This is a genomic window from Streptomyces mesophilus (assembly GCF_040300965.1).
Classification (GTDB): Bacteria; Actinomycetota; Actinomycetes; order Streptomycetales; family Streptomycetaceae; genus Streptomyces; species Streptomyces mesophilus_A.
The window spans coordinates 15,637-40,866 of sequence record NZ_JBEPEW010000024.1 but is presented as its reverse complement, the minus strand read 5'-3'; the positions used below and the strand labels follow the sequence as shown (position 1 = coordinate 40,866).

The following is a 25,230-nucleotide window of genomic DNA, read 5'->3' as shown; positions in this document are numbered from 1 at the left end:
CCATGGACGACTCGCGCAGCCCTGCACTCCACCGCTTCTTGGTGTACGGCACAGTGCAAGGTGTCGGTTTCAGGCCCTTCGCCCACCGGCTTGCCACCCGCCTCGGGCTCACCGGGTGGGTGGCCAACAGGAACGGACACGTCGAAGGCGAAGTGGCGGGACCACCCGCCGCCGTGCGGGAGTTCGTGACGAGGCTGCGCTCCGACGCACCACCGCTGGCGACCGTGCGGGCCGTGGAACTCTCCCCCGCCCTCACGGGAAGCACAGCGCGGTTCCACGGCTTCACGGTCCGTTCGAGCACATCCGAGGCGTCGGCCGGCGCCCTGCCGCGCGAAGTACCGCCGGACGCGGCAATATGCGACGCCTGCCTGACCGAACTGTTCGACCCCGGCGACCGCCGCCACCGCTATCCGTTCATCAACTGCACCGACTGCGGACCGCGGGCCACGATCATCGAAGGGCTGCCCTACGACCGGGTGCGCACCACCATGCGCCGCTTTCCGCTGTGCGGGGACTGCGCCGTCGAGTACTCCGATCCGGGCGATCGTCGCTTCCATGCCGAACCGGTCGCCTGCCCCTCTTGCGGGCCACGTCTCGACTGGAACGGGCTGCGCGGAGAACGTGCCCTCAAGGCGGCCGTCGCGTGCGTCGACCGCGGCGGGATCGTGGCGCTGAAGGGACTCGGCGGCTACCAACTCGTCTGCGACGCGACCGATCCGGACGCGATCCGCGCTCTGCGCGCACGCAAGCGCCGGCCGGCCAAGCCGTTCGCCGTGATGGTCCGGGATCTGACCATGCTCAGCCGGATCGCCACCCCGAACACGACCGAGTCCCGACTGCTCACCTCCCCCGCGCGTCCCGTGGTGCTGCTCAAGACCCTCAGGCGCATCAGGACTTCATGGTCTGCGGGCCGGGTCGGCATCGCCCCAGGCGTGCATCCGGGAACCGACCGTATCGGCCTGTTCCTGCCGACCACGGGACTGCACCATCTCCTTCTGCGGGAACTCGGCCGCCCGCTCGTCGCCACCAGCGGCAACCTGGCCGACGAGCCGATCGCGAAGGACGATGACGAGGCCCGGCGCTCCCTGGCAGGCGTGGCCGACGGATTCCTCGGCCACGACCGCCCCGTCCATACCCGCTACGACGACTCCGTGGTCCAGGCAGTGGGGCGTGTACGCCTTACCGTTCGCCGGGCACGCGGTCTCGCCCCGGCGCCGCTGCCCCTGCCCGTCCCCGCCCCGGTCCCGCTCGTCGGCGCAGGCGCGCAGCTCAAGCACACCGTCGCGCTCGCCCACGGCGGGTCGGCCCATCTCGGGCCGCACACCGGCGACTTGGCGGACCCGGCGACGTATGACGCCTTCCTGGAGTCATACGCCAGGCTGCGCATCCTCACCGGCGTCGAACCTCAGGTGGTGGCGCACGACCTGCACCCTGGCTACCTCTCGACCCAGTGGGCGCTGTCCCAGCCCTTGCGGCACATCCCGGTCCAGCACCACCACGCGCACCTGGCCGCCTGCGCCGCCGAACACGGTCTGCGAGGCCCGTTCCTGGGCGTCGCCTATGACGGGCTCGGCCTCGGGGACGACGGCACGCTGTGGGGCGGCGAGGTCATGGTGGCCGACCTGGCCGGGTACCGGCGTGTGGGCCGCTTCGCCACCGCGCCGCTGCCGGGTGGGGAGGCCGCCGTCCTGCACCCGTACCGGATGGCCCTCGGCCACCTCTTCGGCGCCGAGGTGCTCGGCACCGCCCGCCCCTCGTCCGCGCTCATCGCAAAGTTCACCCGCCGGCTCGATCCGGGGACGGTCACAGCGGTGCGCGCCATGGTGGCCCGGGAACTGAACTGCCCGCGCGCCTCCAGCGCGGGCCGCCTCTTCGACACCGTGGCCGCGTTGCTCGGCCTGTGCTCCACGGTGAGTTACGAGGGCGAGGCGGCCGTCGCCCTGGAGACCGCCGCGGGCACCGAGCATGCTGCGCCGCTCGCCCACCGGCTGGTACGAGCGGACGGTCTGTGGGTGTACGACACGACCGTCACCCTCGTCGATCTGCTCGACCGGCTCTGCGCTCACGAGCCCGTGGCACAGCTCGCGGCCGCCTTCCACCTGACCGTGGCCGCCGCAACGGCCGAACTCGTCGCGAGAGCTGTCGACAGTGGCGCACCGCGCACCGTGTGCCTGGCAGGGGGCTGCTTCGTGAACCGGCGCCTGCTCGTCGAGACGCGGCGCCGACTGCGCGCCCAAGGGCTGCGCGTCCTCGTCGGAACCGAAGTACCGGTCGGGGACGGCGGCATCAGCTACGGCCAGAGCGCTGTGGCGGCGGCCCGTATCGCCAAGGAGAGGTGAGCGCCATGTGTCTCGGCATCCCCGGCAGAGTCCTGGAGATCCACGACGACGCAGGCCTGCGCATGGCCACCGTGGACTTCGGTGGCGTACGGCGCGAAGCCTGCCTCAACTACACACCCGAGGCCGGCGTCGGCGCGTACGTGATCATCCACGTCGGGTTCGCCATCAGCGTCGTCGACGAGGGCGAAGCGCAGCGCACCCTGGCTGTTCTGCGGGCCATGGCCGACGCGGTCGAGGGGGAGCTGGGCGAACCGCTGCCCTGAGGCCGCCAAGACAGGCGAAAAGGGCCGGTCGGCCCCGCGCTCCACCCCGGACGGCCTCTGCTCCAACCGTCCCTGGCGCCGGATGCTGACAGCGTCCCCGCACGCCTCGTGCATCCACGACGAGAGAGCAAGGTCCGTCATGACGCAGAGCACACCACCGCGAGGCGCGCCGCAGTCCGGCGTCCACGCCCTTCTGTCGGACGGCACGACGGTTCGGATCCGTGCGGTAGTTCCCGAGGATCGCGCCGAAGTGCTGCGCCTGTACGAGGAGATGTCGCTCGAGAACTTGAGGCTGCGGTTCTTCGGGGCGAGCCGGCACTCCGCGAGCCTGGCCGTGGACCGCATGTGCGGCCCCGATCAGCCGGGCGGTCGGCCACGGCCCGGCTACCGTGCCCTGCTCGCCGAGCACGGCACCCACGTCGTCGGTCTCGCCGAGTACGAACGCACCGATGAGCTGGGAACAGCCGAGATCGCGCTCGCGGTCGACGACCTCTGGCACCACCGCGGTGTGGGCACACTGCTCCTCGAGCACCTGGTCTCCACAGCCCGGGCCGACGGAATCACCGCGTTCGCGGCCGACGCCCTGTCCGAGAACCACGACATGCTCAAGGTATTCGCCGATCTCGGGCTGCACACCGCACGCCGCTTCGACGGCCCCGAGGTGCACTGCACCGTTCAACTGGCCGAAACCGAGGACTACCTGGCGTTCGTCGAGCAGCGCGGCCGGACCGCCGATGCGATGAGCCTGCGCCCCCTGCTCCAGCCGCGATCAGTGGTGGTCGTGGGGTCCGGACGCAAGCCCGGATCGGTGGGACGCGCGATCCTGTACAACCTGCGCACCACCCGCTTCACCGGCCGTCTGTACGCCGTGAACCCGCATGCCGACGCCATCATGGGAGTCCCCGCTCATCCGGCGGTCGGCGCGCTGCCCGTGGTGCCGGACCTGGCAGTCCTTGCCGTCCCCGCCGCGGAAATCCCCTCCGTCGCCGAGGAGTGCGGCAAATTCGGGGTGCGCGCTCTGCTAGTGGTCACCTCCGGGCTCGACGCCCAACAGGCCGAAGCGCTGCTCACCGCCTGCCGCACCCACGACATGCGCCTGGTCGGCCCCAATTGCCTGGGCCTCGCCAACACCGAGCCGGAACTGCGGCTGAACGCCACGTTCGCCGCCGCCCACCCTCGGACCGGGACCGCCGGAGTTGCCGTCCAGTCCGGTGGCGTCGGCATCGCCCTGCTCTCCGGCCTCGACCGGCTCGGCATCGGCGTCTCCAGCTTCGTCTCACTCGGCGACAAGTACGACGTGAGCGGGAACGACCTGCTGCAGTGGTGGGAGGGTGACGGACGCACCGAACTGGCGCTCCTCCACCTGGAGTCGTTCGGCAACCCGCGTGCCTTCTCGCGCACCGCCCGCCGTGTCACCCGACGGCTGCCGATCCTGACGGTGGACGCGGGCCGCACCGAGACCGGTCGGCGCGCGGCCGCCTCACACACTGCCGCGGCGGCCACCTCGACGATGACCCGGCAGGCTCTGTTCACCCAGGCCGGCATCACCGCCACCCGCTCCGTACCGGAACTCCTGGCCACAGCAGCGCTGTTGACCAGTCAGCCCTTGCCCGCGGGCAGCCGGATCGCGGTGCTCACCAACGCGGGAGGCGCCGGAGTCCTTGCCGCCGACGCCTGCGCGGAGGCCGGCCTGACTCTGCCGCAGCTCGGCCCCGAGCTGATCGAAGATCTGCTCGCCGTTCTACCCGCGGGCGCCAAAGCGACGAATCCGGTCGACACCACGGCCGCCGTGTCCGAGGAACAATTGGGCGCCTGCATCGACCGGTTGACGCAGAGCCCGAGCGTGGACGCGGTCCTGGTGGCCTTGGTGCCCACCGCGGTCGCTTCGGCGACCGGCGACGACCTGCCCCGCGCCTTGACCCGCCCGGCGAAGTCGGGCCGTACCGGGACCGTCGTCGCCGTCCTCCTCGACCAGGAGCGGCCGATACGGCTGCTCCCCGCCGGCGACGCCTTCGTCCCGGCGTACGCGGATCCGCAGACGGCAGCCGGCGCTCTCGCCCACGCGGTGACGCGCTCTCGCTGGCTGGCCCGACCGTTGGGCACGGTCCCGGATCTGGAGGGCGTGGACACATCGCGAGCACATGCCCTCACCCGGTCCTACCTGGAGGACCATCCGGAGGGCGGCTGGCTCGACCCGCAGGGCACCGCCGAGCTCCTCGACTGCTACGGCATCGAGCAGTTGCCGTGGGCATGGGCCCGGACCGAGGACGAGGCCGTGCTCGCCGCGGACCGCCTCAAGGGCCCAGACGGCCTGACCGTTCTCAAGGCCCACTGGCCCGGCCTGATGCACAAGATGCAAGAGGGTGCCATCCACCTCGATCTGCGAGGAGACACCCAAGTGCGTGCTGCTTACCGGGACTTCGAGACACGCTTCGACGGGCTGCTGACCGGAGTCGTCGTCCAGCCCCTCGCAGCCCGCGGCATCGAACTGTTCGCCGGAGTGGCGCAGGACGAGATCTTCGGCCCGCTGGTCCTGTTCGGCCTCGGCGGCACCTCCACGGACGTCCTCGCCGATCACGCGGCCCGGCTGGCTCCGCTCACCGACCACGACGTACACGACCTGATCACCGCCCCGCGCTGCGCGCCCCTGCTCTTCGGGCAGGGCGGCGCCGGTCCCGTGGACCTGGAAGGCCTCGAGCAACTGCTGCTGCGCCTCTCCCGGATGGCGAGCGACCTGCCGCAACTCGCGGAAGCCGATCTCAATCCCGTCCTTGCGCTGCCCGGCGGGATCACCGCACTCGACGTGCGGATCAGGCTCCTTCCACGCAAGGCACACGACCCCTACCTGCGTCGGCTCCGCTGAGCCGGCACCCCGAGGAGGCGCACGATCATGAAGCACAGCAAAGTCGGTTCGGTCATGACCGCCGAAGTCGTACGAGTCGGGTACGGGACGCCGTTTAAGGAGGTCGCCGGCCTGCTCCACCAGCACCGCATCAGCGGACTGCCGGTGGTGGACACCGATGAGAAGGTCGTCGGCGTCATCTCGGAGACGGACCTGCTGGCCCGCCAGGCCGAGGCCGAGGACCCCTACGCACCGCCGCGCCGCTTCCATCTGCCGCGTGTGCAGGCCTCCGCGCGCAGGCGTCAGGCCAAGGCCAAGGCCCGTACCGCGGGCCAGTTGATGTCGCGGCCGGCGATCACTGTGCACGCCGACGCCACCATCGCCCAGGCCGCCCGCACCATGGCCGTGCACGGCGTCGAGCGGCTGCCGGTCGTGGACGACGAGGCCCGGCTCGTCGGCATCGTCACCCGCCGCGACCTGCTGCAGATCTTCCTGCGCTCCGATCGGGAGATTCACCGGGAGGTCGTCGAGGAGGTCTTGGTCCGAGCCCTGTGGCTGTCCCCGCGCGCCGTGGATGTATCCGTCCACGACGGTGTCGTGACCTTGGCCGGGCGGTTGGAGCGCCGTAGTGAGCTGCCGGTTGCCGTGCACATGGCCCAGCAGGTCGACGGTGTCGTGGCGGTCGTCGACAAGCTCGACTTCCGCTTCGACGACTCCCGACTGGAGCACGGCGGCGACCATGCGATGCACGGCGTCGCCGACGACTGGCTGCGCAAGCTGTGAGGAGCCCGTGATGTCCGGATCCATTCTGGTCGCGTACGGATCGAAGTACGGGTCGACCGCTGAGATCGCCGAGACCATCGGCGAGGTACTGCGCAAGCACGGCCACTCGGTGGAGGTGCGGACGGCAGGTGACGTCAGGGACGTCAGCAGTTTCGACGCCGTCGTGCTCGGTGGTGCGCTGTACGCGGGCCGCTGGCACCGCGGGGCGCGGCGCTTCGCACGCCGCCACCGCAAAGCGCTGGCCGTGCGGCCCCTGTGGCTGTTCAGCAGCGGTCCGCTCGACACCTCGGCCACCGAGCGCGAGGTACCTGTCGCCCCCGGAGTCCAGCGGGTCACCCGCAAGCTCGACGCCCGTGAGCACGTCACCTTCGGCGGCCGTCTCGACGAGAACGCCGACGGCCGCATGGCGCGCATGATCGTCAAGTCCGGCAAGGGGGGCGACTTCCGCGACTTCGGCGTGATCAGCGCATGGGCCGAGAAGATCGCCCGCGATCCCGTACTGGGCAGCCGGCCGTGAAAGGTGTACTGGGCTGGTGGCGCCGGCGGCAGAATCCGCTTTGCCGGGGCTCCGACCGGCTCGAGGCATGGGCGGCTCTGCTCCTGGCGGCCGTACTGCTCCTCGGAGTCCCGACGGTGGGCATCGCCGCCGGACTGGCCTCTTGGGAGGATGGACGTGCCCGGGCCGAAGCCCGGGCACGCACCCTCCACCAAGTCCCCGCCGAAACTCTGCGCGACGCACCACCGGCCGTGCGCGGCAGCGACGTGAGCACACCGACCCACAGGATCCCGGTGCGCTGGACGGATCCCGACGGCACACGGCACACGGACCGGGCCAAGGTGCCGGCCGGCACAGAGCAGGGCACCTCGGTGTCCGTCTGGCTCGATCACAACGGCGAGGTCGCCAAAGCACCGCCGACCACCGATGCGGTCACGCTCGACGCCGTCTCCACAGGCACAGGAGCCGCGCTCGGAGCCGCTGTATCCGCCCTCGCCCTGTGGTGGGCACACCGTCGGGTCTCCCTACGCCGCCGGCTGGCCGAATGGGAGCGCGCCTGGGAGCAGGTCGGCCCCGAGTGGGGCAGCCAGAAGAGCTGACCGGGCCGGATGACGGACCGAACGGCCCCTGCAACTCAGCCCGTTGGCGCGGGACGCTGAGCGCGACACGGACAGTCAGGAGGATCCCGACATGACCGGTACCCCCGCCGCCGCGATCATCGACCGCGCCGGACTGGACGCCTTGATCCGGACGCTGACGGAGCAAGGCCGCACCGTCATCGGCCCCACGGTCCGCGACGGCGCGGTCGTCCTCGCCGAACTGTCCGGCGGAGATGAACTCCCGTACGGCTGGGGCGCCGAACTCGAAGCCGGGCGCTATCGACTGGTGCCCCGCGCCGACGGCGCGGCGTTCGCGCACACGGCGGGACCGCACTCCTGGAAGGCGTACCTCCACCCGGAGCGCGAGAAGGTGTGGCAGGCGGACCGGACCTCGGATGGCGAGATTCGCTACGAGACGTCCCGCACCGAGCAGCCGTCGTACGCCTTCTTGGGTGTGCGCCCCTGCGATCTGCGGGCCATCGCCCTCCAGGGCCGTGTGCTGACCGGCGGCCGGTTCCAGGACGCCGGCTATCAGGAGCGCCGGAGGGGTGCGCTCCTGATAGCCGCTGAGTGCACCGAGCCCGGCGCCACCTGCTTCTGTGTCTCCACGGGCGGCGGGCCCGCCGCCGACGCCGGATTCGATCTCGCGCTGACCGAGGTCGTCTCGGATGAGGGACACCGCTTCTTCGTGCGCGTCGGCACCGAGGAGGGCGCAAGGTTGCTCGCCTCCATCCCGCACGGTCCGGCCGATGCCGCCACGGAGAAGACGGCCCACGGCGCCGTAGAGGCGGCACGCGACCGGATGGGCCGGGCCATTCCACCGGTCGACTTGCGGGCACTGATGGGCGCAAGCGTCGACTCCACGCACTGGGACGACATCGCATCCCGCTGCCTGGGCTGCGCCAACTGCACCTTGGTGTGCCCCACGTGCTTCTGCACGACCACCGAGGAGGTCACCGACCTCACGGGGGACCACACCGAGCGGTGGCAACGCTGGGACTCCTGCTTCGACCTGGACTTCTCCTACGTGCACGGCGGCCCGGTGCGCTCCTCCACCAAGAGCCGTTACCGGCAGTGGCTCACCCACAAACTCTCCACCTGGCACGAACAGTTCGACAGCGGTGGCTGCGTCGGCTGCGGACGGTGCGTCGCCTGGTGCCCGGCCGGCATCGACATCACCGAGGAAGTCGCCGCGTTCGCCACGCAGCAGACGGCAACCACCGCACATACCGATCAGGAGGCAGCGCGATGAACATCACCCGTACCCCGACTCTGGCACAGGCGTTGTCCGCCGAGCACCGCGACCGGCTGATGCATATCGGGCGCGAGGTCAACATCCCGGCGGGAACGCGTCTGTTCAAGGAGGGCGGGCACGCCGACCGCTTCTGGATCGTCCGGTCCGGCACCGTCGCCTTGGATATCTACGTCCCGGGCCGCAAGGCCCCGGTGATCGAGCGGCTCGGCTTTGGCGAGCTGGTCGGCTGGTCCTGGCTGTTCCCGCCGTATGTGTGGCAGCTGGGTGCCGAGGCGGCGTCTCCGGTGCGCGCCTATGAGTTCGACGCCCTCACGGTACGGCTGATGTGCGAGGACGACCCCGAGCTCGGCCGGATGGTGGCGCTCTGGGTCAGCCGCGTACTGGCGCATCGGTTGCAGTCCGCCCGGATCCGGCTGCTCGACCTGTACGCCCCGCACGGAAGCGGGAGCACTCTGTGAATGCCCCCGCCGAGGCGCCGGACGTCCGGATGTCGCCGAACGGCCACCTGCTACCCGTGCCCTACCGCGTGGTCGACCGTCGGCTCGAAGCCCCCGGCACAGTCACTCTCGACCTTGAACCCGTACGCAAGGCACTGCCCCTCTTCGAGCCGGGCCAGTTCGCCATGGTGCACTCATTCGGCCGAGGTGAGATCCCCGTGTCGGTGAGCGACATCGGCACGTCCGGGCGCCTCTCCCACACCATCCGTAGCGTGGGAGCGGTCTCGGACGGTCTCTGCGAGGCCGAATCAGGTCAAGTCCTGGGCCTGCGAGGCCCGTTCGGGACCGGCTGGCAACTGCCGAAGGCGCGAGGTCACGACCTGGTGATCGTCGCCGGCGGTATCGGGCTCGCCCCGCTCAGCCCGCTGATCCGCGCCGCGGTCGCCGAACCGGAGACGTACGGACACGTCAGCGTACTGATCGGCACCCGGACTCCCGCCGACTTGATCGCCAAGCAGGAGATTCCGCGATGGCCCACCGCGTACACCGGGGTCACCGTCGACCGCGGCGACGACGACTGGCACGGCGAGATGGGCCTGGTGACCCATCTCCTCGACCGGGCGTCCTTCGAGCCGGACCGTACGACGGCATTCGTGTGCGGCCCCGAGCCGATGATCCGCGCCACCGCCCGTGACCTCGTCGAACGCGGTGTACCCGCCGGGCGTGTGCGGGTCTCCTTGGAGCGGAACATGCGCTGCGCCACGGGCCATTGCGGACACTGCCAGCTGGGTGGGCTGCTGCTGTGCCGGGACGGCCCGGTCGTCCGCTGGGACCAGGCGGAACCCCTCTTGTCCATCCGCGAGTTGTGAGGAGGAAGGACCATGACCGCTCCGACGCTCGCCGTGTTCAAGTTGGCGTCCTGCGACGGCTGTCAGCTGACGCTCCTGGACTGTGAGGACGAGCTCCTGGGTCTCGCCGGGCAGGTGGAGATCGCGCACTTCCTGGAGGCGTCCAGTGCGGTGCGCCCCGGACCGTATGACCTGGCGCTCGTCGAAGGCTCGGTGACGACGACACGGGACGCCGAGCGCGTGCGGGAGATCCGGTCCGCGTCCAAGCACCTGGTGACCATCGGAGCCTGCGCGACCGCGGGCGGCATCCAGGCCCTGCGCAACTTCGCCGACGTCGCGGAATACCGGCGCACGGTCTACGCCCGGCCCGACTACATCGAGACGCTCGCGAGCTCCACCCCCGTATCGGCGCATGTGAGCGTCGACTTCGAGCTGCGCGGGTGCCCCATCGACAAGGGCCAGCTCCTCGAAGTCCTCACCGCGTTCCTGAGCGGCCGCAAGCCCGACATTCCCGACCAGAGCGTGTGCTTCGCCTGCAAGCGGCGCGGCCTGGTCTGCGTGACCGTGGCCCGTGGCACGCCCTGCCTCGGTCCGGTCACCCATGCGGGCTGCGGGGCGCTCTGCCCCGCTTTCGGACGGGGCTGCTACGGCTGCTTCGGACCCAAACAGGACGCGGCCCTGCCGGTACTCGTGCCGCTGCTGCGGCGTGACGGTCTCGACGAGCGGGCGACCACCCGCTTGCTGCGCACCTTCAACGCCGCCGCCTTCGACAAGGCCTACCCCGCCGGCTCCGACCAGGAGGGCGCGCCATGACCCATCAGGGTTCCCGCGTGCTGTACGTCGGCGCGCTCTCCAGGGTCGAAGGCGAAGGCGCCCTGCACCTGCGCGTCCACGACGGCACCGTCACCGAAGCAACCCTCGACATCTACGAACCCCCGCGCTTCTTCGAGGCGTTCCTGCGGGGACGCGCCCACACCGAGCCGCCCGACATCACAGCGCGGGTCTGCGGCATCTGCCCCGTCGCCTATCAGCTGAGCGCCTGCGCCGCGATCGAGGACGCCTGCGGAGCCCATGTCGACCGCTCCATACGTGAGTTGCGCAGGCTCCTGTACTGCGGAGAGTGGATCGAGAGCCATGCGCTGCACATCCACCTGCTGCACGCCCCCGATTTCCTCGGGTGCTCCGGCGCCATCGACCTGGCCCGCACCCACCGCGCCGAAGTGGAACGCGGGCTGCGTCTGAAGCAGGCCGGGAACGCCCTGCTCGAACTCCTCGGCGGCCGGGCCATCCACCCCGTGAACGTACGTCTCGGCGGCTTCCATCGCGCCCCCACCCGCGCCGAACTGCGCCCGCTGGCCGAGCAGTTGCGCCGCGCACAGGACGACGCCTGGGCCACTGTGCTCTGGGCGGCGGGCTTCGACTTCCCCGAAGCGCACACAGACGCCGACTTTCTCGCGCTGGCCGCCCCGGGCACGTACGCCATCGAGAGCGGCGCCCCGGCGGTGCTCACCTCGGCCGGCTCGCTCACCGGCTTTCCGGTGGACGACTTCACGCAGCGCGTCCGCGAGGAGCAGGTCCCGCACTCGACGGCGCTGCACTCTCGGCTCGACGGCCGTCGTCATCTCACCGGCCCCCTCGCCCGGTTCGCGATCAGCGGCCGGTGGCTTTCGCGCACGGCCGCACAGGCGGCCCGCGAGGCCGGACTCGGGAACCCTTACGAAGGCGCGGTGTGCCGCAATCCGTTCCGCTCCGTCCTGGTACGGGCCGTCGAGATGCTGTACGCGATCGAGGAGGCGCTGCGCATCATCGACACCTACGAGCCGCCGTCACGCCCGTACACGGAGGTGCCGCCCGCCGCGGGTACCGGACACGGCGCGACCGAGGCACCCCGCGGCCTGCTCTACCACCGCTACAGCCTGGACGCCGAGGGCACGGTCACCGATGCCCTCCTGGTGCCGCCCACCGCGCAGAACCAGGGTGCCATCGAGGACGACCTGCGCCGCACCGCCCAGGCCGCCTTGCGGCGGCGGGACATCGGTGACGCCGAGCTGACGGATCTGTGCGAGCGCGTGATCCGCAACCACGACCCCTGTATCTCCTGCTCGGCCCACTTCCTCGACCTCACCGTCGTCCGTACCGGCGCACACGCCGACCGCACCTCCGGAGGCCACGATGCCTGATTCCCCGTACAAGGTCAGCGACGTGATGACGCACACCGTCGTCGCCATCGGCCGCGACGCCCCCTTCAAAGAGGTCGTCGAACTGATGCAGCAGTGGAAGGTCAGCTCCCTGCCCGTACTCGAAGGCGAGGGCCGGGTTGTCGGGGTGGTCTCCGAGGCGGATCTGCTGCCGAAGGAGGAGTTCCGCGACGACGACCCCACCAGGTACGACGTGCTGCGCCGCCTGTCCGACCTCGCCAAGGCCGGTGCTGTCAGCGCCGGCGAGATGATGAGCACCCCCGCCGTCACGGTGCACCCTGACGCAACCGTCGCGGAAGCCGCCCGGATCATGGCGCAGCGGCGCATCAAGCACCTGCCGGTCGTGGACCGCTCCGACCTGCTGCAGGGGATCGTCAGCCGTAGCGATCTGCTGAAGGTGTTCCTGCGGGCGGACGAGGAGATCGCCGACGAGATCCGGCGTACGGTCCTGGCCCCGCTCTCCGTTGCCGCCGCGCTGTCCTCGGACGTGACCGGCGGTGTCGTGACCTTGCGCGGGCCGCTGCGCGACACAGCTCTGGTCCCTGTCCTCGCACGGGCCGTCCGGGCGGTCGAGGGCGTCATCGACATCCGGATCGACATCAACTCCGCGCAGGAGTCCGGTACATCAGCATGAAGGCGCCGTCATGAAGTACCTGGACGAATACCGCGACCCCGCCCTCGCCCGCCGGCTCCTCGACGAGCTCGAGCGGACCGCGACCCGGCCCTGGCGGATCATGGAGGTGTGCGGCGGCCAGACGCACACCCTGGTCCGCCAGGGCATCGACGAGCTGCTGCCCGCCGGCATCCGCATGATCCACGGCCCCGGCTGCCCGGTCTGCGTCACTCCGCTGGAGACCCTCGACCGTGCACTGTCCATCGCCGCCCAGCCGGGTGTGCTGTTCGCCAGCTTCGGCGACATGCTGCGCGTGCCGGGCAGTTCCGGGGATCTCCTGTCACTGCGGGCCCGCGGGGCGGATGTACGGGTGGTGTATGCGCCCACCGATGCCGTGCGCCTGGCAGTCGATCACCCCGACCGGCAAGTGGTGTTCCTCGCCGTCGGATTCGAGACCACCGCACCCGCCAACGCGATGGCCGTACTGCACGCAGCACGCCTCGGACTCGCCAATTTCTCGATGCTGGTCAGCCACGTCCTCGTACCGCCCGCAATGGTCACCCTGCTCGAGTCGCCCGACTGCGAGGTCGAGGCGTTCCTCGCTGCGGGCCACGTGTGTGCGGTGATGGGCTGGCAGGAGTACGAGCCGATCGCCGCCCGCTACCACGTGCCGGTCGTGGTCACCGGCTTCGAGCCGCTCGATCTCCTCGAAGGCATCCTCATGGCGGTTCGCCAACTGGAAGCGGACCGGGCCGACGTCGAGAACCAGTACGTGCGCGCCGTACGCCATACGGGCAACACCGAGGCACAGGCGGTCCTGCGCCGTGTGTTCCGGGTGACCGACCGGGCGTGGCGAGGGATCGGAACGCTGCCGTCGAGCGGCCTCGAACTCGCCGAGGAGTTCGGCGCGTTCGATGCCTCGCGTCGCTTCGGAGTCACCGACGTGCATGCGGTGGAGGACCCCGACTGCATCGCGGGCTCGATCCTCACCGGCGCCAGGCTGCCTACCGAATGCTCCGCGTACGGGGTCCGCTGTACGCCACGTACACCTCTGGGGGCACCCATGGTGTCGACGGAGGGCACGTGCGCGGCGTACTACTCGGCCGGCAGAAGCGCGGCGACAGGCAGCGGCGCGACCTCCACCCCACCCACGAGGAGGCCGACGTGACCGACATGACACCGCGATGCCCGCTCCCCCACGACGAGGGAGAGCGCCTGCTGCTCGGACACGGAGCAGGCGGGCGGCTCACGGGCGAACTGCTCGACCAGCTCGTGCTGCCCGCACTCGGCGGCGCCCCTGACGGCCCGCTCGAGGACGCGGCACTAGTCCCCTCGCTGCCCGAACTCGTCGTCTCCACCGACTCGTTCGTGGTCAGCCCTCGCTTCTTCCCCGGTGGGGACATCGGCTCTCTCGCCGTCCACGGGACGGTCAACGATCTGGCCATGCGGGGCGCCATGCCGCTGGCCCTGTCGCTCGCGGTGATCGCGGAAGAGGGGCTGCCCTTGGAGGAGTTGCGTACCTTGCTGTCCTCAGCAGGCAAGGCCGCACTCGATGTTCCCGTACCGGTGGTCACCGGGGACACAAAGGTCGTCGACCGGGGTGCCGCGGACGGACTCTTCCTGACGACCACGGGCATCGGACGCCGCATGACAGGCCTCACCCCTTCCGCCGCCCGCGCCCTTCCCGGTGATGCCGTCCTGCTCTCGGGCCCCATCGGTCTGCACGGAATGGCGGTCCTTTCCACGCGCGAGAACCTGGGCTTCGCGTCGGAGATCGTGTCGGACAGCCGGTGCCTGCACCGCCTCGTCGCGGCTCTGTCACCCCTCGGGCCGGCCCTGCACACGCTGCGCGACCCCACTCGGGGCGGGCTCGCGGCCGCCCTCAACGAGATCGCTCGCGACGCCCGCGTGGCGATCGAGATCGAGGAGCGAACCCTGCCCGTACCCGAACCGGTCGCCGCGGCCTGCGACCTGCTCGGCCTCGACCCCCTCACCGTCGCCAACGAGGGTTGCCTGGTGGCCTTCGTCCCCGCCGACCGGACGGATGAGGCACTGTCCGCCCTGCGGAGCCTGCCGGAGGGAGCTGCGGCGCTGCGCATCGGAACCGTCCGCGAGGGCCCCGCCGCACGGGTATCGCTGCGCACCCTCGTGGGCGCGAAGCGCATCGTCGACATGCCCCTGGGGGAACAGCTCCCGCGCATCTGCTGACACCAACTGAGCGGCTCGCCAAGCCATATGGGCCGTTCGGCCCCTTACCAACAGGCGTCACAAGCACCGACGATCGAGAGGCCACAGAGCAACACCGACGGGCTGCCGCTCTAGACCCTGCCTCCAGACCCTGCCAGGAGTCACCATGACCACACCTACAGCACGGACGCCCATCAGGGTTCTCCTCCTCGACGACCACGAGGTCGTCCGCCGCGGCCTGAGCGACTTGCTCGGCGGCGAGGAGGACATCGAAGTCGTCGGCGAGGCCGCCACCGCGGAACAGGCCCTGGTCCGCGGTCCCGCGCTGCGCCCCGATGTGGCAGTCCTCGATGTCCGGCTGCCCGACGGTGACGGCATCACGGTCTGCCGCGAACTGCGCTCCCACATGCCGGACTTGGCGTGCCTGATGCTCACGTCGTTCGACGACGAGGACGCCCTGCTCGACGCCATCATGGCGGGCGCGGCCGGCTACGTGCTCAAGCAGATCAAGGGCTCCGACCTCATCAGCGCCGTACGTACGGTCGCCTCCGGACAGTCACTCCTCGACCCGGCGACCACGGCGCGGCTGATGCGCAGCCTGCGCGGCCCCGACACCCCCGAGCCGGCCGAGGACGCCCGGCTGGCCGGTCTCACCGAGCGTGAACGCGCCATCCTGGCGCTGATCGGGCAAGGCATGACCAATCGGCAGATCGGCAAGGAGCTCTATCTCTCCGAGAAGACGGTCAAGAATCAGATATCCCGGCTGCTTGCCAAACTGGGCGTGGAACGCCGCATCCAGGCAGCGGTTATCGCCGCACAAAAGTCACCAGAAGAGCATTTACCGGCCAAGTCTTGAGCCACCCGGCTTGCCCCCTCCTCGACGGCACTCCCCTCGGCGACCCACCCCGACTACGTTGGGCTCGCATGCCTGGGCCATATTCGCTCTGGGGAGGCGCTGATGGGTGAGGACCGCGCACAGGAACCACAACAGCTGACACGCTTACGACTCGACGATCTGCTCGAAGAGCTGCAGGTCCGCATCGGCGCGGTGCGCGGCACCCGCGACCGACTGCACAGCCTGTTGGAGGCAGTGCTCTCGGTGGGCCGTGAGCTGGAACTGGCACAGGTGCTGCGCCGGGTCGTCGAGACCGCGGTGGCGCTGGTCGATGCCGAGTACGGGGCGCTCGGAGTGATCGGGCGGGGCCAGCTGCTCGACGAGTTCCTACCGGTGGGGATCAGCGATGAACTCCGTGCAGAGATCGGCAACTTGCCGACGGGCCACGGCCTGCTCGGCGAACTGATCCGCAACCCGGAACCACTGCGCCTGGCCCAACTCTCCGAACACCCCGCATCGTCCGGGTTTCCACCGCACCATCCGCCGATGAACTCCTTTCTGGGGGTGCCGATTCGGGTCCGGGACAGAGTGTTCGGCAACCTGTACCTGACGGAGAAGCGCGGCGGGGGCCAGTTCGATGCCGAGGACCAGGCAGTCCTCTCGACTCTCGCGGTCGCAGCGGGGGTCGCCATCGAGAACGCGCGGCTCTATGCAGAGGCGCGGCTGCGGCAGCGATGGCTGGAGGCCAGCGCCGAAGTCACCAGTGAGCTGCTGTCCGGGGCACCCGAGTCCCGCGTGCTGGAGCTGATGGTGGAACGAGCCCGTCAGTTGACCTCGGCCGAACTGGGCATCGTTCAACTCGTCCAGCCGACCGGTGACTTGAAACCCGTGCTGGCCCTGGGCCAAGACGCCAAGGTCCATGGGGGCGTGGTGCCGAGACAGGGAACGATCGCGGGTGCGGCGCTGGATACAGGAGCGCTCGTGACAACCGCAGAAGTGGACAAGGACCCCCGGGTGACCTTCCGGCCCGAGCGCTGGGCCGGGATAGGCCCGGTCGTGGCGGTGCCGATGAGTACAGGGGATGCCGTACGAGGTGTTCTGCTGCTGGGCCGCACGGTCGGGCGCCCGCCGTTCGGCCCGGTCGAAACAGCACCGCTGACCGGTTTCGCCGGCCAGGCAGCGCTGGCGCTGGAGCTTGCCGACCGGCGGCGCGACGCCGAACAGGTCAGCCTCCTTGCCGACCGCGACCGCATCGCCCGCGACCTGCACGATCTGGCGATCCAGCGACTGTTCGCCACGGGGATGACGCTGCAGAGCGCACAACGGTTCGTGGAGCATCCCGAAGCGGTCGAACGTGTGCAGCGTGCCGTCGACGACCTGGACACCACCATCAAGATCATCCGTTCGACCATCTTCGGCCTGCGCGAACACGAAGCTCCGGGCACTGCCCCCGGCCTGAGGGTTCGCGTGGTGCGCGCCGTCGAGGAGGCCGTACCTGTCCTCGGATTCACACCGGCGCTGCGGATGGAAGGGCTGCTCGAGACGGACGTGCCGCGTACGGTGGCCGACGATGTGGTGGCCGTGGTGGTGGAGGCCCTGTCCAACATCACCCGGCACGCCCGCGCCTCACGGACCGAGGTCTCTGTCGCCGTACGCAAGGGGCAGCTCGTACTGACGGTCGAGGACGACGGGGTGGGCACTCAGCCCGGCACAGACCGGCGCAGCGGGCTCCGCAACCTCGCCGAGCGAGCGGAGAAGCTCTCGGGCGAACTCATCGTCGGCAGCGGGGCGGAGGGTGGCACCCGGTTGGAGTGGCGGGTGCCACTGTCGGGAACGGACTCGCCATAGGCCCGCTCCCCCGTTCACCCGCCGCCCTCGGGACTCTGCACGGTGACGCTCGCCCCGGGTCCGGCTTCCCTCTGCGAATAGGGCCGTTCGGCCCTCGGCCCGGACCCGCTCCGCCCCTGCCGGTCGCTCACCTGCGGTGCCAGCGTGCGTAGCGGAGCACAGCCACTTCCGGCAGTGCCCGAAGGGAGCTGAAGACAATGGAGCGCGCACTGGTAGTGGGAGTGGACGGGTCGGACTCCAGTCTCCGTGCGTTGGACTGGGCCGTGGACGAGGCGCTGCGGCGCGGCTGCGAGCTGCGCATCGTGCATGGGTCGAGCTGGGAGTGGTACGAGGGGCACGAGCCGTCCTTCGCGATCAACCGCACGTCGGTTCGGACGTACGCGGACCACATCGCGGCCCAGGCGGTGGAGCGGGCCCAGAACCGCACGTCCGCAGTGAAGGTAGTGGGTCAGGTCCTGCCGGCCGATCCGGCAGCCGCGCTGATCCACGAGAGCCGCGAGGCCAGTGCGGTGATCGTCGGCAATCGAGGACGAAGCGAACTGACCGGACTCCTCCTCGGCTCGGTGAGCCTGGTGGTAGCCGCACAGGCAGAGTGCCCCGTGATCGTAGTACGGGGAGAAGAGCGGAACCTGACCGACGGCTTCAGGCGCGTAGCAGTCGCAGTCGACACCGCCAAAGATGCCGCGCCCGCCCTGGAGTTCGCCTTCCGCGCCGCCCAGCGCCGTGACGCCGCGGTCCATGCCGTGCACGCCTGGCGCTGCCCGGCGCACGACCTCCCCGACTACCCGCGCGCAGAAGACGCCACAGACATGCATCGCGACCTGGCCGAGGCCGAGTTGGCCCAAGCACTGCGGGGGCAGCTACGGGTGCACAGTGACCTCACCGTGCACCGCGAGGTCGTCGAGGGTCGGCCGCGCACCGCACTCCTCGATGCCGCGAAGAGTGCCGACCTGCTCGTGGTCGGCGCCCGCCGCCGCAAGGGGCACGTGGGCATGCAGCTCGGCCCGGTGAACCATGCCGTGCTGCACCACGCGGCCTGCCCGGTCGCCGTCGTACCGCACAGCTGAACGGCGTCGCCGCGGGTGGACGGTCCGGTCGTGGTGACCGTCCACCCTCGGCGACGCATCTCGTCGTTGAGCTCCTCGGGCGGACGCCGACCGGAGCGCCAGGGCACCCGACGGGCCCTCGGCCCAACTTTCCTTCGAAGTTGGGCCGTTCGGCCCCATGGGCGTGCCCCATCGGCATCCGGCGCCGCTCCCGCAAGCCGACCAGAGTGAGTGGTGTCAGAGACCGCCGGAACATCCCTGAAGGGATCACCATCATGGCCGTGCACGAGCACCCGCACCGTCGCCCGGGCTTCCACCTGCCCTCGCTGCGCAGGACCCGGACCGCCACCACATCCGAGTCCGCCGTGTCGGCCGACACCGACACGCACACCGCTCGGGCCTACGCCTTCGCTAGCCTGCGCCTGATCACCGGGTTCACCTTCCTGTGGGCGTTCCTCGACAAGACCTTCGGGTTCGGTTACGCCACTCCGTCCGGCAAGGGCTGGATCGACGGCGGCTCGCCCACCCTGGGCTTCCTCAGCGGCGTGTCCGCCGGACCGATGGAGTCCACCTTCCACGACTGGGCCGGCGCCGGCTGGGCGAACTGGCTGTTCATGCTCGGTCTGCTCGGCATCGGCGTCGCGCTGATCGCCGGGGTGGCGCTGCGGTTCGCCGCGCTCGCCGGGACCGTGCTGATGGCGCTGATGTGGATCGCCGAATGGCCGCCCGCCAAGCACCTGTCCGACGGCTCCCCGAGCATGTCCACCAACCCGCTCGTCGAGTACCACGTCATCTACGCCGTCGTCCTGATCGCCCTGGCCGCCGCATCCGCCGGCCACACCTGGGGCCTCGGCAAGACCTGGGCCAAGCTCCCGTTCGTCAGCCGAAACGGCTGGCTGCGCTGACCGCGGGAGGGGTGGCGGGACCCGGAAGGGCTCCGCCACCCCATGCCGTCCGCAGAAATCCCGTGCGCCGGGACCGATCGGCCCCGCGCCTCGCACCCCGTCAAATCGAAGCTGGAATCGGGTCACCCGATCTTGGAGGTGGAGTTCATGAACCGCACCATCACCGTGGGCCTCGACGGCTCACCCGAGAGCCAGGCCGCAGCCGAATGGGCCGCGCGAGAGGCCGCACTCCGTCAACTGCCCTTGAAGGTGGTGCATGTCTGGGAGCCGGTGCCCGCTCCCATTGCGCAGGCCCCGCTGCTCGGCCGCGAGACGCAGCAGCACTGGAGCGAACGCATCCCTCGCGAAGCAGCCGAAGGGCTGCGTCTGCGCCACCCCGGAATCGAGGTGACCACACAGCAGGTCTCGGGCCGTCCCAGCGAGATCCTGCTGGGGCTGCCGGAGCGGGACACCGAGCTCCTCGTTCTGGGTTCCCGTGGCCTGAGCGGAATCGGCGGCTACCTGGTCGGCTCCGTCGGCTCGGCCGTCGTGGCCCGCACCACGCTGCCCGTGGTCCTGGTCCGCGCCGGCGAACAGGCCACCGATGAACACGAGATGGACCCCGTTGGCATTCCGTCCGCCGCCGGCCCGTTCAAGCCCGTCGTTCTCGGCCTGGACACGGAGCACCCCGACGATTCGGTCATCGCGTTCGCCTTCGAAGCGGCCCTGCGCCGACAGACCTCACTGCGCGTCCTGCACGGCTGGAACCCACCCTCCTACTACGCCTACGGCCTCACCGCAGACCTGGAGTTCCACGCCGAACTCGCCCGCCACCACGCTGCCGCCATGGCGGATGTCCTCAGGCCGTGGCGCAAGAAGTTCCCCACCATCGAGGTCGTCGAGGAATCCCGATTCGGCCAGGCGGCCATCCCTCTCGTCGACGCCTCCCGAAAGGCATCCCTCGTGGTCGTGGGCCGCCGCATCCGCCGCAACCCGCTCGGCGCCCATATCGGCCCCGTCACCCATGCCGTGCTGCACCACGCGACCGCGCCCGTCGCCGTCATAGCCCACGCATAGACACGCATAGACACGCACATCCCTTCACAGAAAGGCGAGTTGCTCATGTCACTCCGCATAGGCATCAACGGCTTCGGCCGGATCGGCCGCGTCTATCTGCGCGCAGCCCTCGAACGCGGCCTCGGAACTCAGGTCGTGGCCGTCAACGACATGGTCCCGCCGGCGACCCTTGCGCATCTCCTCGCGTACGACTCGACATACGGCCGGCTCAGGCGCGAGGTGACGCACGACGACTCCTCGCTCACGGTCGACGGACACCGCATCGCTGTGATCTGCGAGCGCGATCCGGCGGCGCTGGACTGGGCGGGCCACCAAGTCGACCTGGTCATCGAGTCCACCGGCCGCTTCCGCGACCGGGACGCCGCCGCGCTGCACATCAAGGCCGGAGCGCGCAAGGTACTGCTCTCCTCACCCGGCAAGGGTGTGGACGCGACCGTGGTCATGGGCGTCAACGAGGACACGTACGACGCCGGTCGACACCACGTCATCTCGGCAGCTTCCTGCACGACCAACTGCGTGGTGCCCATGGTGAAGGTGCTGCACGAGCGCTTCGGCATCGAGCGCGGTCTGATGACCACCATCCACGGCTACACCAACGACCAGGCCCTGCTCGACGGCCCGCACAAGGACCTGCGCCGGGCCCGCGCGGCAGCACTCAGCATCATCCCGACCAGCACCGGCGCGGCACGCGCCGTCGGCCTTGTCATGCCCGAACTCGACGGCGTGCTCGACGGATCGGCCGTGAGGGTGCCGGTGGAGGACGGGTCCCTGACCGACCTGACCGTGGTCCTCAACAGGGAAGTGACCGCTCGGGAAATCAACGCCGCATTCCACGAGGCTGCCGGAGGCCGTCTCGACGGCATCCTGAGCATCGCCAAGGCACCGATCGTCTCCCGCGACGTCATCGGCGACGCGTCCTCCTGCGTCTTCGACCCAGCTCTCACGCAGGCGCACGGGAACCTGGCCAAGGTGTTCGGCTGGTACGACAACGAATGGGGCTACGCAAACCGACTCCTGGATCTGACCGGGTACGTCGCCGCCCAGATGTAGCCGTGTATGGGCGCTCCCATGTCTCTGCGTGGGCCGAGCTCGCCACACGCCCAGAGGCCCCGCATTCCACATCGGCAGCGCAGCCCCCTTGTCCGGGCACGCCGCCCGACAGGGCCACTCGGCCCTCAGCACTGCCCTATCGGCCCCTCGCGGGCTTACCCCAGGCGCAAGACCTTGGAACGTACGAGATGCCGGGCGCGACTCCCGCTGCGCCCACCTCGTACACCGCCTGTGCGGCCGCCCGGGGAGCCGGCCGCACAGGCAGCCCGCACCGATCTCCCGCGACTTGCTTGAAGTGAGGCCCTCATGAAGGCGCTCGTCTACCACGGCCCCGGCAAACGCTCCTGGGACGAGGTCCCCGACCCCAAGATCCAGGACCCCGGCGACGCGGTCATCCGCGTCGACGCCGTCACCATCTGCGGCACCGACCTCCACATCCTCAAAGGCGACGTGCCCACCGTCGAACCCGGCCGCATCCTCGGCCACGAAGCCGTCGGCACGGTCCAGGAAACCGGCCCGTCCGTCACCACCGTCCGCCCCGGCGACCGCGTCCTGATCTCCTGCATCACGGCCTGCGGACGCTGCCGCTTCTGCCGCGAGGCCGCCTACGGCCAGTGCCTGGGAGGCGGCGGCTGGATACTCGGCCACCGCATCGACGGCGTCCAGGCCGAATACGTCCGCGTCCCGTTCGCCGACACCTCCACGCACCTCCTGCCCGACCAGGTGACCAACGAGCAGGCACTGATGCTCGCCGACATCCTGCCCACCTCCTACGAGGTCGGGATCCTCAACAGCCGTGTCACGCCAGGTGACGTCGTGGCAGTCATCGGCGCAGGCCCCATCGGCCTCGCCGCGATCCTCACCGCCCGCCTCTTCAGTCCCAGCCGGATCATCGCCATCGACCCGGCACCGGCCCGCCGCGAAGCCGCCCTGCAGCACGGCGCCCACCTGGCACTGGACCCCGGCGAGGACATCACGGCCCGCATCACCGAACTCACCGACGGCCTCGGCGCGGACGTCGCGATCGAGGCGGTCGGCATTCCCGCCACCTTCGAAATGTGCACGCGCATAGTCCGACCCGGCGGCCGCGTCGCCAACGTCGGCGTCCACGGCAGCCCCGCCACGCTGCACCTCGAAGAGCTCTGGATCAAGAACATCACCATCACCACGGGCCTGGTCGACACCCACTCCACACCGACCCTGCTGCGCATGCTCGCAGCCGGCCAACTCGACGTGAGCAGCTTTGCCACGCACCGCTTCGAACTGCAGGACATGCAGAAGGCGTACGACGTCTTCGAACGGCCGTCGGAGACCGGAGCACTCAAGGTCGCACTCTCAGCGGACTGATTCCTAACCTGCCGCACAATCCAGGCTCACTCCCTGGCCCTGCTGCCGACGATCGCTGCGACCGCCCGGCGACGGCGGACCTCGGGCGCCATGCCACCCTCGCGCTGAACTTCACTGATCAGCGCGGGTGTTCGGGCAGGGTCAGACCGTCAGCCTGTGATGTCGGGCCGGGCCGCTGCGATGACGCCGTGCACCACGCGTGTGACGCGCTCGGCTGCCTGCTGCGGATCGGGCTGTCCGGCGTCCAGCCAGCCGATGACAGCTTCGGTGGTGACCGCGGGAATCACATGGGCCGCCCAGTCCAGCCATGGTCCCGGAGGCAGTTGCTGAGCGAGGTTGCGCTGGGCGACTTCCTTGGACGCGGTCGTCAACGTGTCGACCAGATCACGGAATTCCGGCTCACGGGCGGCGTGCCGGAACAGCAGGCGGAAGCCGTCCGGATCCGCGGAGGCCGCGCGCACCAGGGCGGGGATGGCGTCCTCGCCGAAGTGGTCGGTGCCCACCTGCTCGGCGACGCGGGTGCACGCGCGGTCCAGGATGGCCCGGTACAGGTCGGCCTTCGACTCGAAGTGCCGGTACAGCAGCACCTTGGTGATGCCGGCTGCCTCGGCGACATCGTCCAGTGCGGTGCCTGCGAAGCCCGAGCCCGAGAACGCCCCCGTGGCCGCGTCCAGGATCTGCTCGCGTCGGTCGGCCCGGCGCATCCTGCGGACGGGTTCGGGATCCGCCCCTTGTGCTGCCCGCTTGCTCGCCACTCGGCTTCCCCTCTCCGACCACCGTTGTTTATCTCTCAGTATACATGTAGCGTTGTTTATGCTGGAGTTAACAATGCGGGATCCGGGAGGCGTCATGCCCGTGCAACTGCCGTTCGAGCAATCTCATCCCCTTCAAGTGCCGCCGCTGCAGCAGCGTTTGCAGCGCGAAGGGCCTGTGCACCGGGTCCGTACTGCGACCGGTGACCCAGCGTGGCTCGTCACCGGCTACGACGATGTACGCAGCCTGCTGGGCGACGACCGTCTCGGCCGCGCCCACCCGAACCCCGACCTCGCGGCCCGCACCAATCGCTCCGCCCTGTTCGGCGGCCCCATGGGCAACTTGGCCACCGAGCGCGCCGACCACAGCCGCATGCGCAGCCTGCTGCAACCACACTTCACCCCCGCCCGCATGCGCGCCTTCCGCCCCCGCATCGAGAACCTGACGGCCCAGCTCCTGGACGACCTCGCCCGCCAGGGCCCGCCCTCCGACCTGCACACGACCCTCGCGCTGCCACTCCCCATCCTCGTCATCTGCGAACTGCTCGGCGTGCCCTACGAGGACCGCGACCGGTTCCGCAGCTGGACCCAGGCCGCCGCCGACATCCACGACCAGGAGCGCAGCGAGCAGGGACTGGGTGAACTCTTCGTCTACGGCTTGGAGTTGGTGGCCGCCAAACGACGCGCACCCGGCGACGACGTCATCAGCCGGCTCTGCCGGACCGAGGGCGTCGGGGACGAAGAAGCCGCCATGCTCGCCATGGCCCTGCTCTTCGCCGGCCACGAGACCACCGTGGTCCAGCTCGGCCTGGGCGCCCTGCTCCTGCTCACCGAACCCGACCGATGGGCAAGGCTGCACAAGAACCCGGACCTGTTGCCCGGCGCCGTGGAGGAAATGCTGCGCCTGCCCGGCAAAGCCACCGGCGGCATACCCCGCTACGCCCGCACCCGCTTCGTACTGCACGACGTCACCATCGAGGCCGGCGACCTGGTCCTCCTGGACAGCGCAGCCGCCAACCACGACCCCGTCGCCTTCCCCCATCCCGAGCGCTTCGACCCCCAGCGCCGCAACGTGAGCCACCTCACCTTCGGCCACGGGATCCGCTACTGCATCGGCGCACCCCTGGCACGGCTGGAACTGCAGACCGCATTCGCTCAACTCACCGACCGTTTCCCCGCCATGGCACTCGCCGTCCCCCTCGAAGGACTCCGCCTGCGGACCGATGTCCTCACCGGCGGCCTGACCGAACTACCCGTGAGGTGGTGACCCGATGACCCGCCCCATCTTCGCCCGCTACTACCCCCGCATCGCAGGCCCTGCCATGGACAAGGCAGGCGTCAGCACCCACCGCCGACGTCTTGTCCGCGGTGCGCTCCGCTTGGTGCTCCAGTGCGGCCGCGGGCCATGATGCGGTTAGCAGAGGTTGAGCGGGATCAACGTCGCCTTCAACAGCGCGGCCGTCGACCTCGTGGCCGCCATGCGGCGCCCGATCATGCCCAGCTTCCACGCGGCGTTCAGCCTGGGCGGCAT

At 70.2% G+C, this 25,230-nt stretch carries 23 protein-coding genes; 22 read left to right on the top strand and 1 reads right to left on the bottom strand.

Annotated features, from left to right (window positions below; translation table 11 throughout):
* Positions 1 to 2: 2 nt before the first annotated feature.
* From hypF to ABT367_RS11950, 21 genes are all read left to right on the top strand, one after another.
* The gene (gene hypF / locus ABT367_RS12050; protein WP_352252195.1) at positions 3 to 2,339 is read left to right on the top strand and encodes a carbamoyltransferase HypF; all 2,337 of its coding nucleotides are present in this window, start codon (positions 3 to 5) and stop codon (positions 2,337 to 2,339) included.
* Between the two features lie 5 nt (positions 2,340 to 2,344).
* Positions 2,345 to 2,602 carry a HypC/HybG/HupF family hydrogenase formation chaperone gene (locus ABT367_RS12045; RefSeq protein ID WP_352252262.1) on the top strand — a complete coding sequence of 86 codons (258 nt, stop codon included), beginning with the start codon at positions 2,345 to 2,347 and terminating at the stop codon, positions 2,600 to 2,602.
* 139 nt (positions 2,603 to 2,741) lie between these two features.
* Positions 2,742 to 5,465, top strand: coding sequence for a bifunctional acetate--CoA ligase family protein/GNAT family N-acetyltransferase (locus ABT367_RS12040; protein ID WP_352252193.1), 2,724 nt, complete (start codon positions 2,742 to 2,744; stop codon positions 5,463 to 5,465).
* Between the two features lie 27 nt (positions 5,466 to 5,492).
* Positions 5,493 to 6,227, top strand: coding sequence for a CBS domain-containing protein (locus tag ABT367_RS12035; RefSeq protein ID WP_352252191.1), 735 nt, complete (start codon positions 5,493 to 5,495; stop codon positions 6,225 to 6,227).
* Between the two features lie 10 nt (positions 6,228 to 6,237).
* Positions 6,238 to 6,744 carry a flavodoxin domain-containing protein gene (locus ABT367_RS12030; RefSeq protein ID WP_352252189.1) on the top strand — a complete coding sequence of 169 codons (507 nt, stop codon included), beginning with the start codon at positions 6,238 to 6,240 and terminating at the stop codon, positions 6,742 to 6,744.
* Positions 6,741 to 7,322 carry an Rv1733c family protein gene (locus tag ABT367_RS12025; RefSeq protein WP_352252187.1) on the top strand — a complete coding sequence of 194 codons (582 nt, stop codon included), beginning with the start codon at positions 6,741 to 6,743 and terminating at the stop codon, positions 7,320 to 7,322. Before ABT367_RS12030 ends, ABT367_RS12025 begins: the two co-directional genes overlap by 4 nt.
* Positions 7,323 to 7,413: 91 nt before the next feature.
* Entirely contained in the window at positions 7,414 to 8,574 is a 1,161-nt protein-coding gene (locus ABT367_RS12020) for a 4Fe-4S dicluster domain-containing protein (protein ID WP_352252185.1), read from the top strand.
* Positions 8,571 to 9,035, top strand: a complete 465-nt coding sequence (locus ABT367_RS12015) for a cyclic nucleotide-binding domain-containing protein (protein ID WP_352252183.1) — start codon at positions 8,571 to 8,573, stop codon at positions 9,033 to 9,035. Before ABT367_RS12020 ends, ABT367_RS12015 begins: the two co-directional genes overlap by 4 nt.
* Positions 9,036 to 9,064: 29 nt before the next feature.
* Positions 9,065 to 9,883 carry an FAD/NAD(P)-binding protein gene (locus ABT367_RS12010; RefSeq protein WP_352252260.1) on the top strand — a complete coding sequence of 273 codons (819 nt, stop codon included), beginning with the start codon at positions 9,065 to 9,067 and terminating at the stop codon, positions 9,881 to 9,883.
* A 12-nt stretch (positions 9,884 to 9,895) separates the two neighbouring features.
* Positions 9,896 to 10,675 (top strand): oxidoreductase, encoded by a 780-nt coding sequence (locus ABT367_RS12005; protein ID WP_352252181.1) that lies wholly within the window; start codon positions 9,896 to 9,898, stop codon positions 10,673 to 10,675.
* Positions 10,672 to 12,042: a Ni/Fe hydrogenase subunit alpha gene (locus tag ABT367_RS12000; protein ID WP_352252179.1), complete on the top strand. Its 1,371-nt coding sequence runs from the start codon at positions 10,672 to 10,674 to the stop codon at positions 12,040 to 12,042. The genes ABT367_RS12005 and ABT367_RS12000 overlap by 4 nt, the downstream gene beginning before the upstream one ends.
* A complete protein-coding gene (locus ABT367_RS11995; RefSeq protein WP_352252177.1) occupies positions 12,035 to 12,694 on the top strand; it encodes a CBS domain-containing protein in 660 nt (219 codons plus the stop codon). Before ABT367_RS12000 ends, ABT367_RS11995 begins: the two co-directional genes overlap by 8 nt.
* Before the next feature lie 10 nt (positions 12,695 to 12,704).
* Positions 12,705 to 13,841 (top strand): hydrogenase formation protein HypD, encoded by a 1,137-nt coding sequence (gene hypD, locus ABT367_RS11990; RefSeq protein WP_352252175.1) that lies wholly within the window; start codon positions 12,705 to 12,707, stop codon positions 13,839 to 13,841.
* A 5-nt stretch (positions 13,842 to 13,846) separates the two neighbouring features.
* Positions 13,847 to 14,881, top strand: a complete 1,035-nt coding sequence (gene hypE / locus ABT367_RS11985) for a hydrogenase expression/formation protein HypE (RefSeq protein WP_352252259.1) — start codon at positions 13,847 to 13,849, stop codon at positions 14,879 to 14,881.
* Between the two features lie 145 nt (positions 14,882 to 15,026).
* Positions 15,027 to 15,716 carry a response regulator transcription factor gene (locus tag ABT367_RS11980; RefSeq protein WP_352252173.1) on the top strand — a complete coding sequence of 230 codons (690 nt, stop codon included), beginning with the start codon at positions 15,027 to 15,029 and terminating at the stop codon, positions 15,714 to 15,716.
* 102 nt (positions 15,717 to 15,818) lie between these two features.
* Positions 15,819 to 17,543 (top strand): sensor histidine kinase, encoded by a 1,725-nt coding sequence (locus ABT367_RS11975; protein ID WP_352252171.1) that lies wholly within the window; start codon positions 15,819 to 15,821, stop codon positions 17,541 to 17,543.
* Positions 17,544 to 17,740: 197 nt separating this feature from the next.
* The gene (locus ABT367_RS11970; RefSeq protein ID WP_352252169.1) at positions 17,741 to 18,610 is read left to right on the top strand and encodes a universal stress protein; all 870 of its coding nucleotides are present in this window, start codon (positions 17,741 to 17,743) and stop codon (positions 18,608 to 18,610) included.
* Between the two features lie 254 nt (positions 18,611 to 18,864).
* On the top strand, positions 18,865 to 19,494 hold the full coding sequence (locus ABT367_RS11965; RefSeq protein WP_352252167.1) for a hypothetical protein: 630 nt from the start codon (positions 18,865 to 18,867) through the stop codon (positions 19,492 to 19,494).
* 147 nt (positions 19,495 to 19,641) lie between these two features.
* On the top strand, positions 19,642 to 20,550 hold the full coding sequence (locus ABT367_RS11960) for a universal stress protein (RefSeq protein WP_352252165.1): 909 nt from the start codon (positions 19,642 to 19,644) through the stop codon (positions 20,548 to 20,550).
* 45 nt (positions 20,551 to 20,595) lie between these two features.
* Positions 20,596 to 21,600: a type I glyceraldehyde-3-phosphate dehydrogenase gene (gene gap, locus ABT367_RS11955; RefSeq protein ID WP_352252163.1), complete on the top strand. Its 1,005-nt coding sequence runs from the start codon at positions 20,596 to 20,598 to the stop codon at positions 21,598 to 21,600.
* A gap of 306 nt (positions 21,601 to 21,906) precedes the next feature.
* Positions 21,907 to 22,947, top strand: a complete 1,041-nt coding sequence (locus tag ABT367_RS11950) for a zinc-dependent alcohol dehydrogenase family protein (RefSeq protein WP_352252161.1) — start codon at positions 21,907 to 21,909, stop codon at positions 22,945 to 22,947.
* 149 nt (positions 22,948 to 23,096) lie between these two features.
* Here ABT367_RS11950 and ABT367_RS11945 read toward each other — a convergent pair whose 3' ends face one another.
* Positions 23,097 to 23,702 (bottom strand): TetR/AcrR family transcriptional regulator, encoded by a 606-nt coding sequence (locus tag ABT367_RS11945; RefSeq protein WP_352252159.1) that lies wholly within the window; start codon positions 23,700 to 23,702, stop codon positions 23,097 to 23,099.
* Between the two features lie 94 nt (positions 23,703 to 23,796).
* Here ABT367_RS11945 and ABT367_RS11940 point away from each other — a divergent pair, with 94 nt between their 5' ends.
* Positions 23,797 to 24,966: a cytochrome P450 gene (locus tag ABT367_RS11940; RefSeq protein WP_352252157.1), complete on the top strand. Its 1,170-nt coding sequence runs from the start codon at positions 23,797 to 23,799 to the stop codon at positions 24,964 to 24,966.
* Positions 24,967 to 25,230 lie beyond the last annotated feature (264 nt).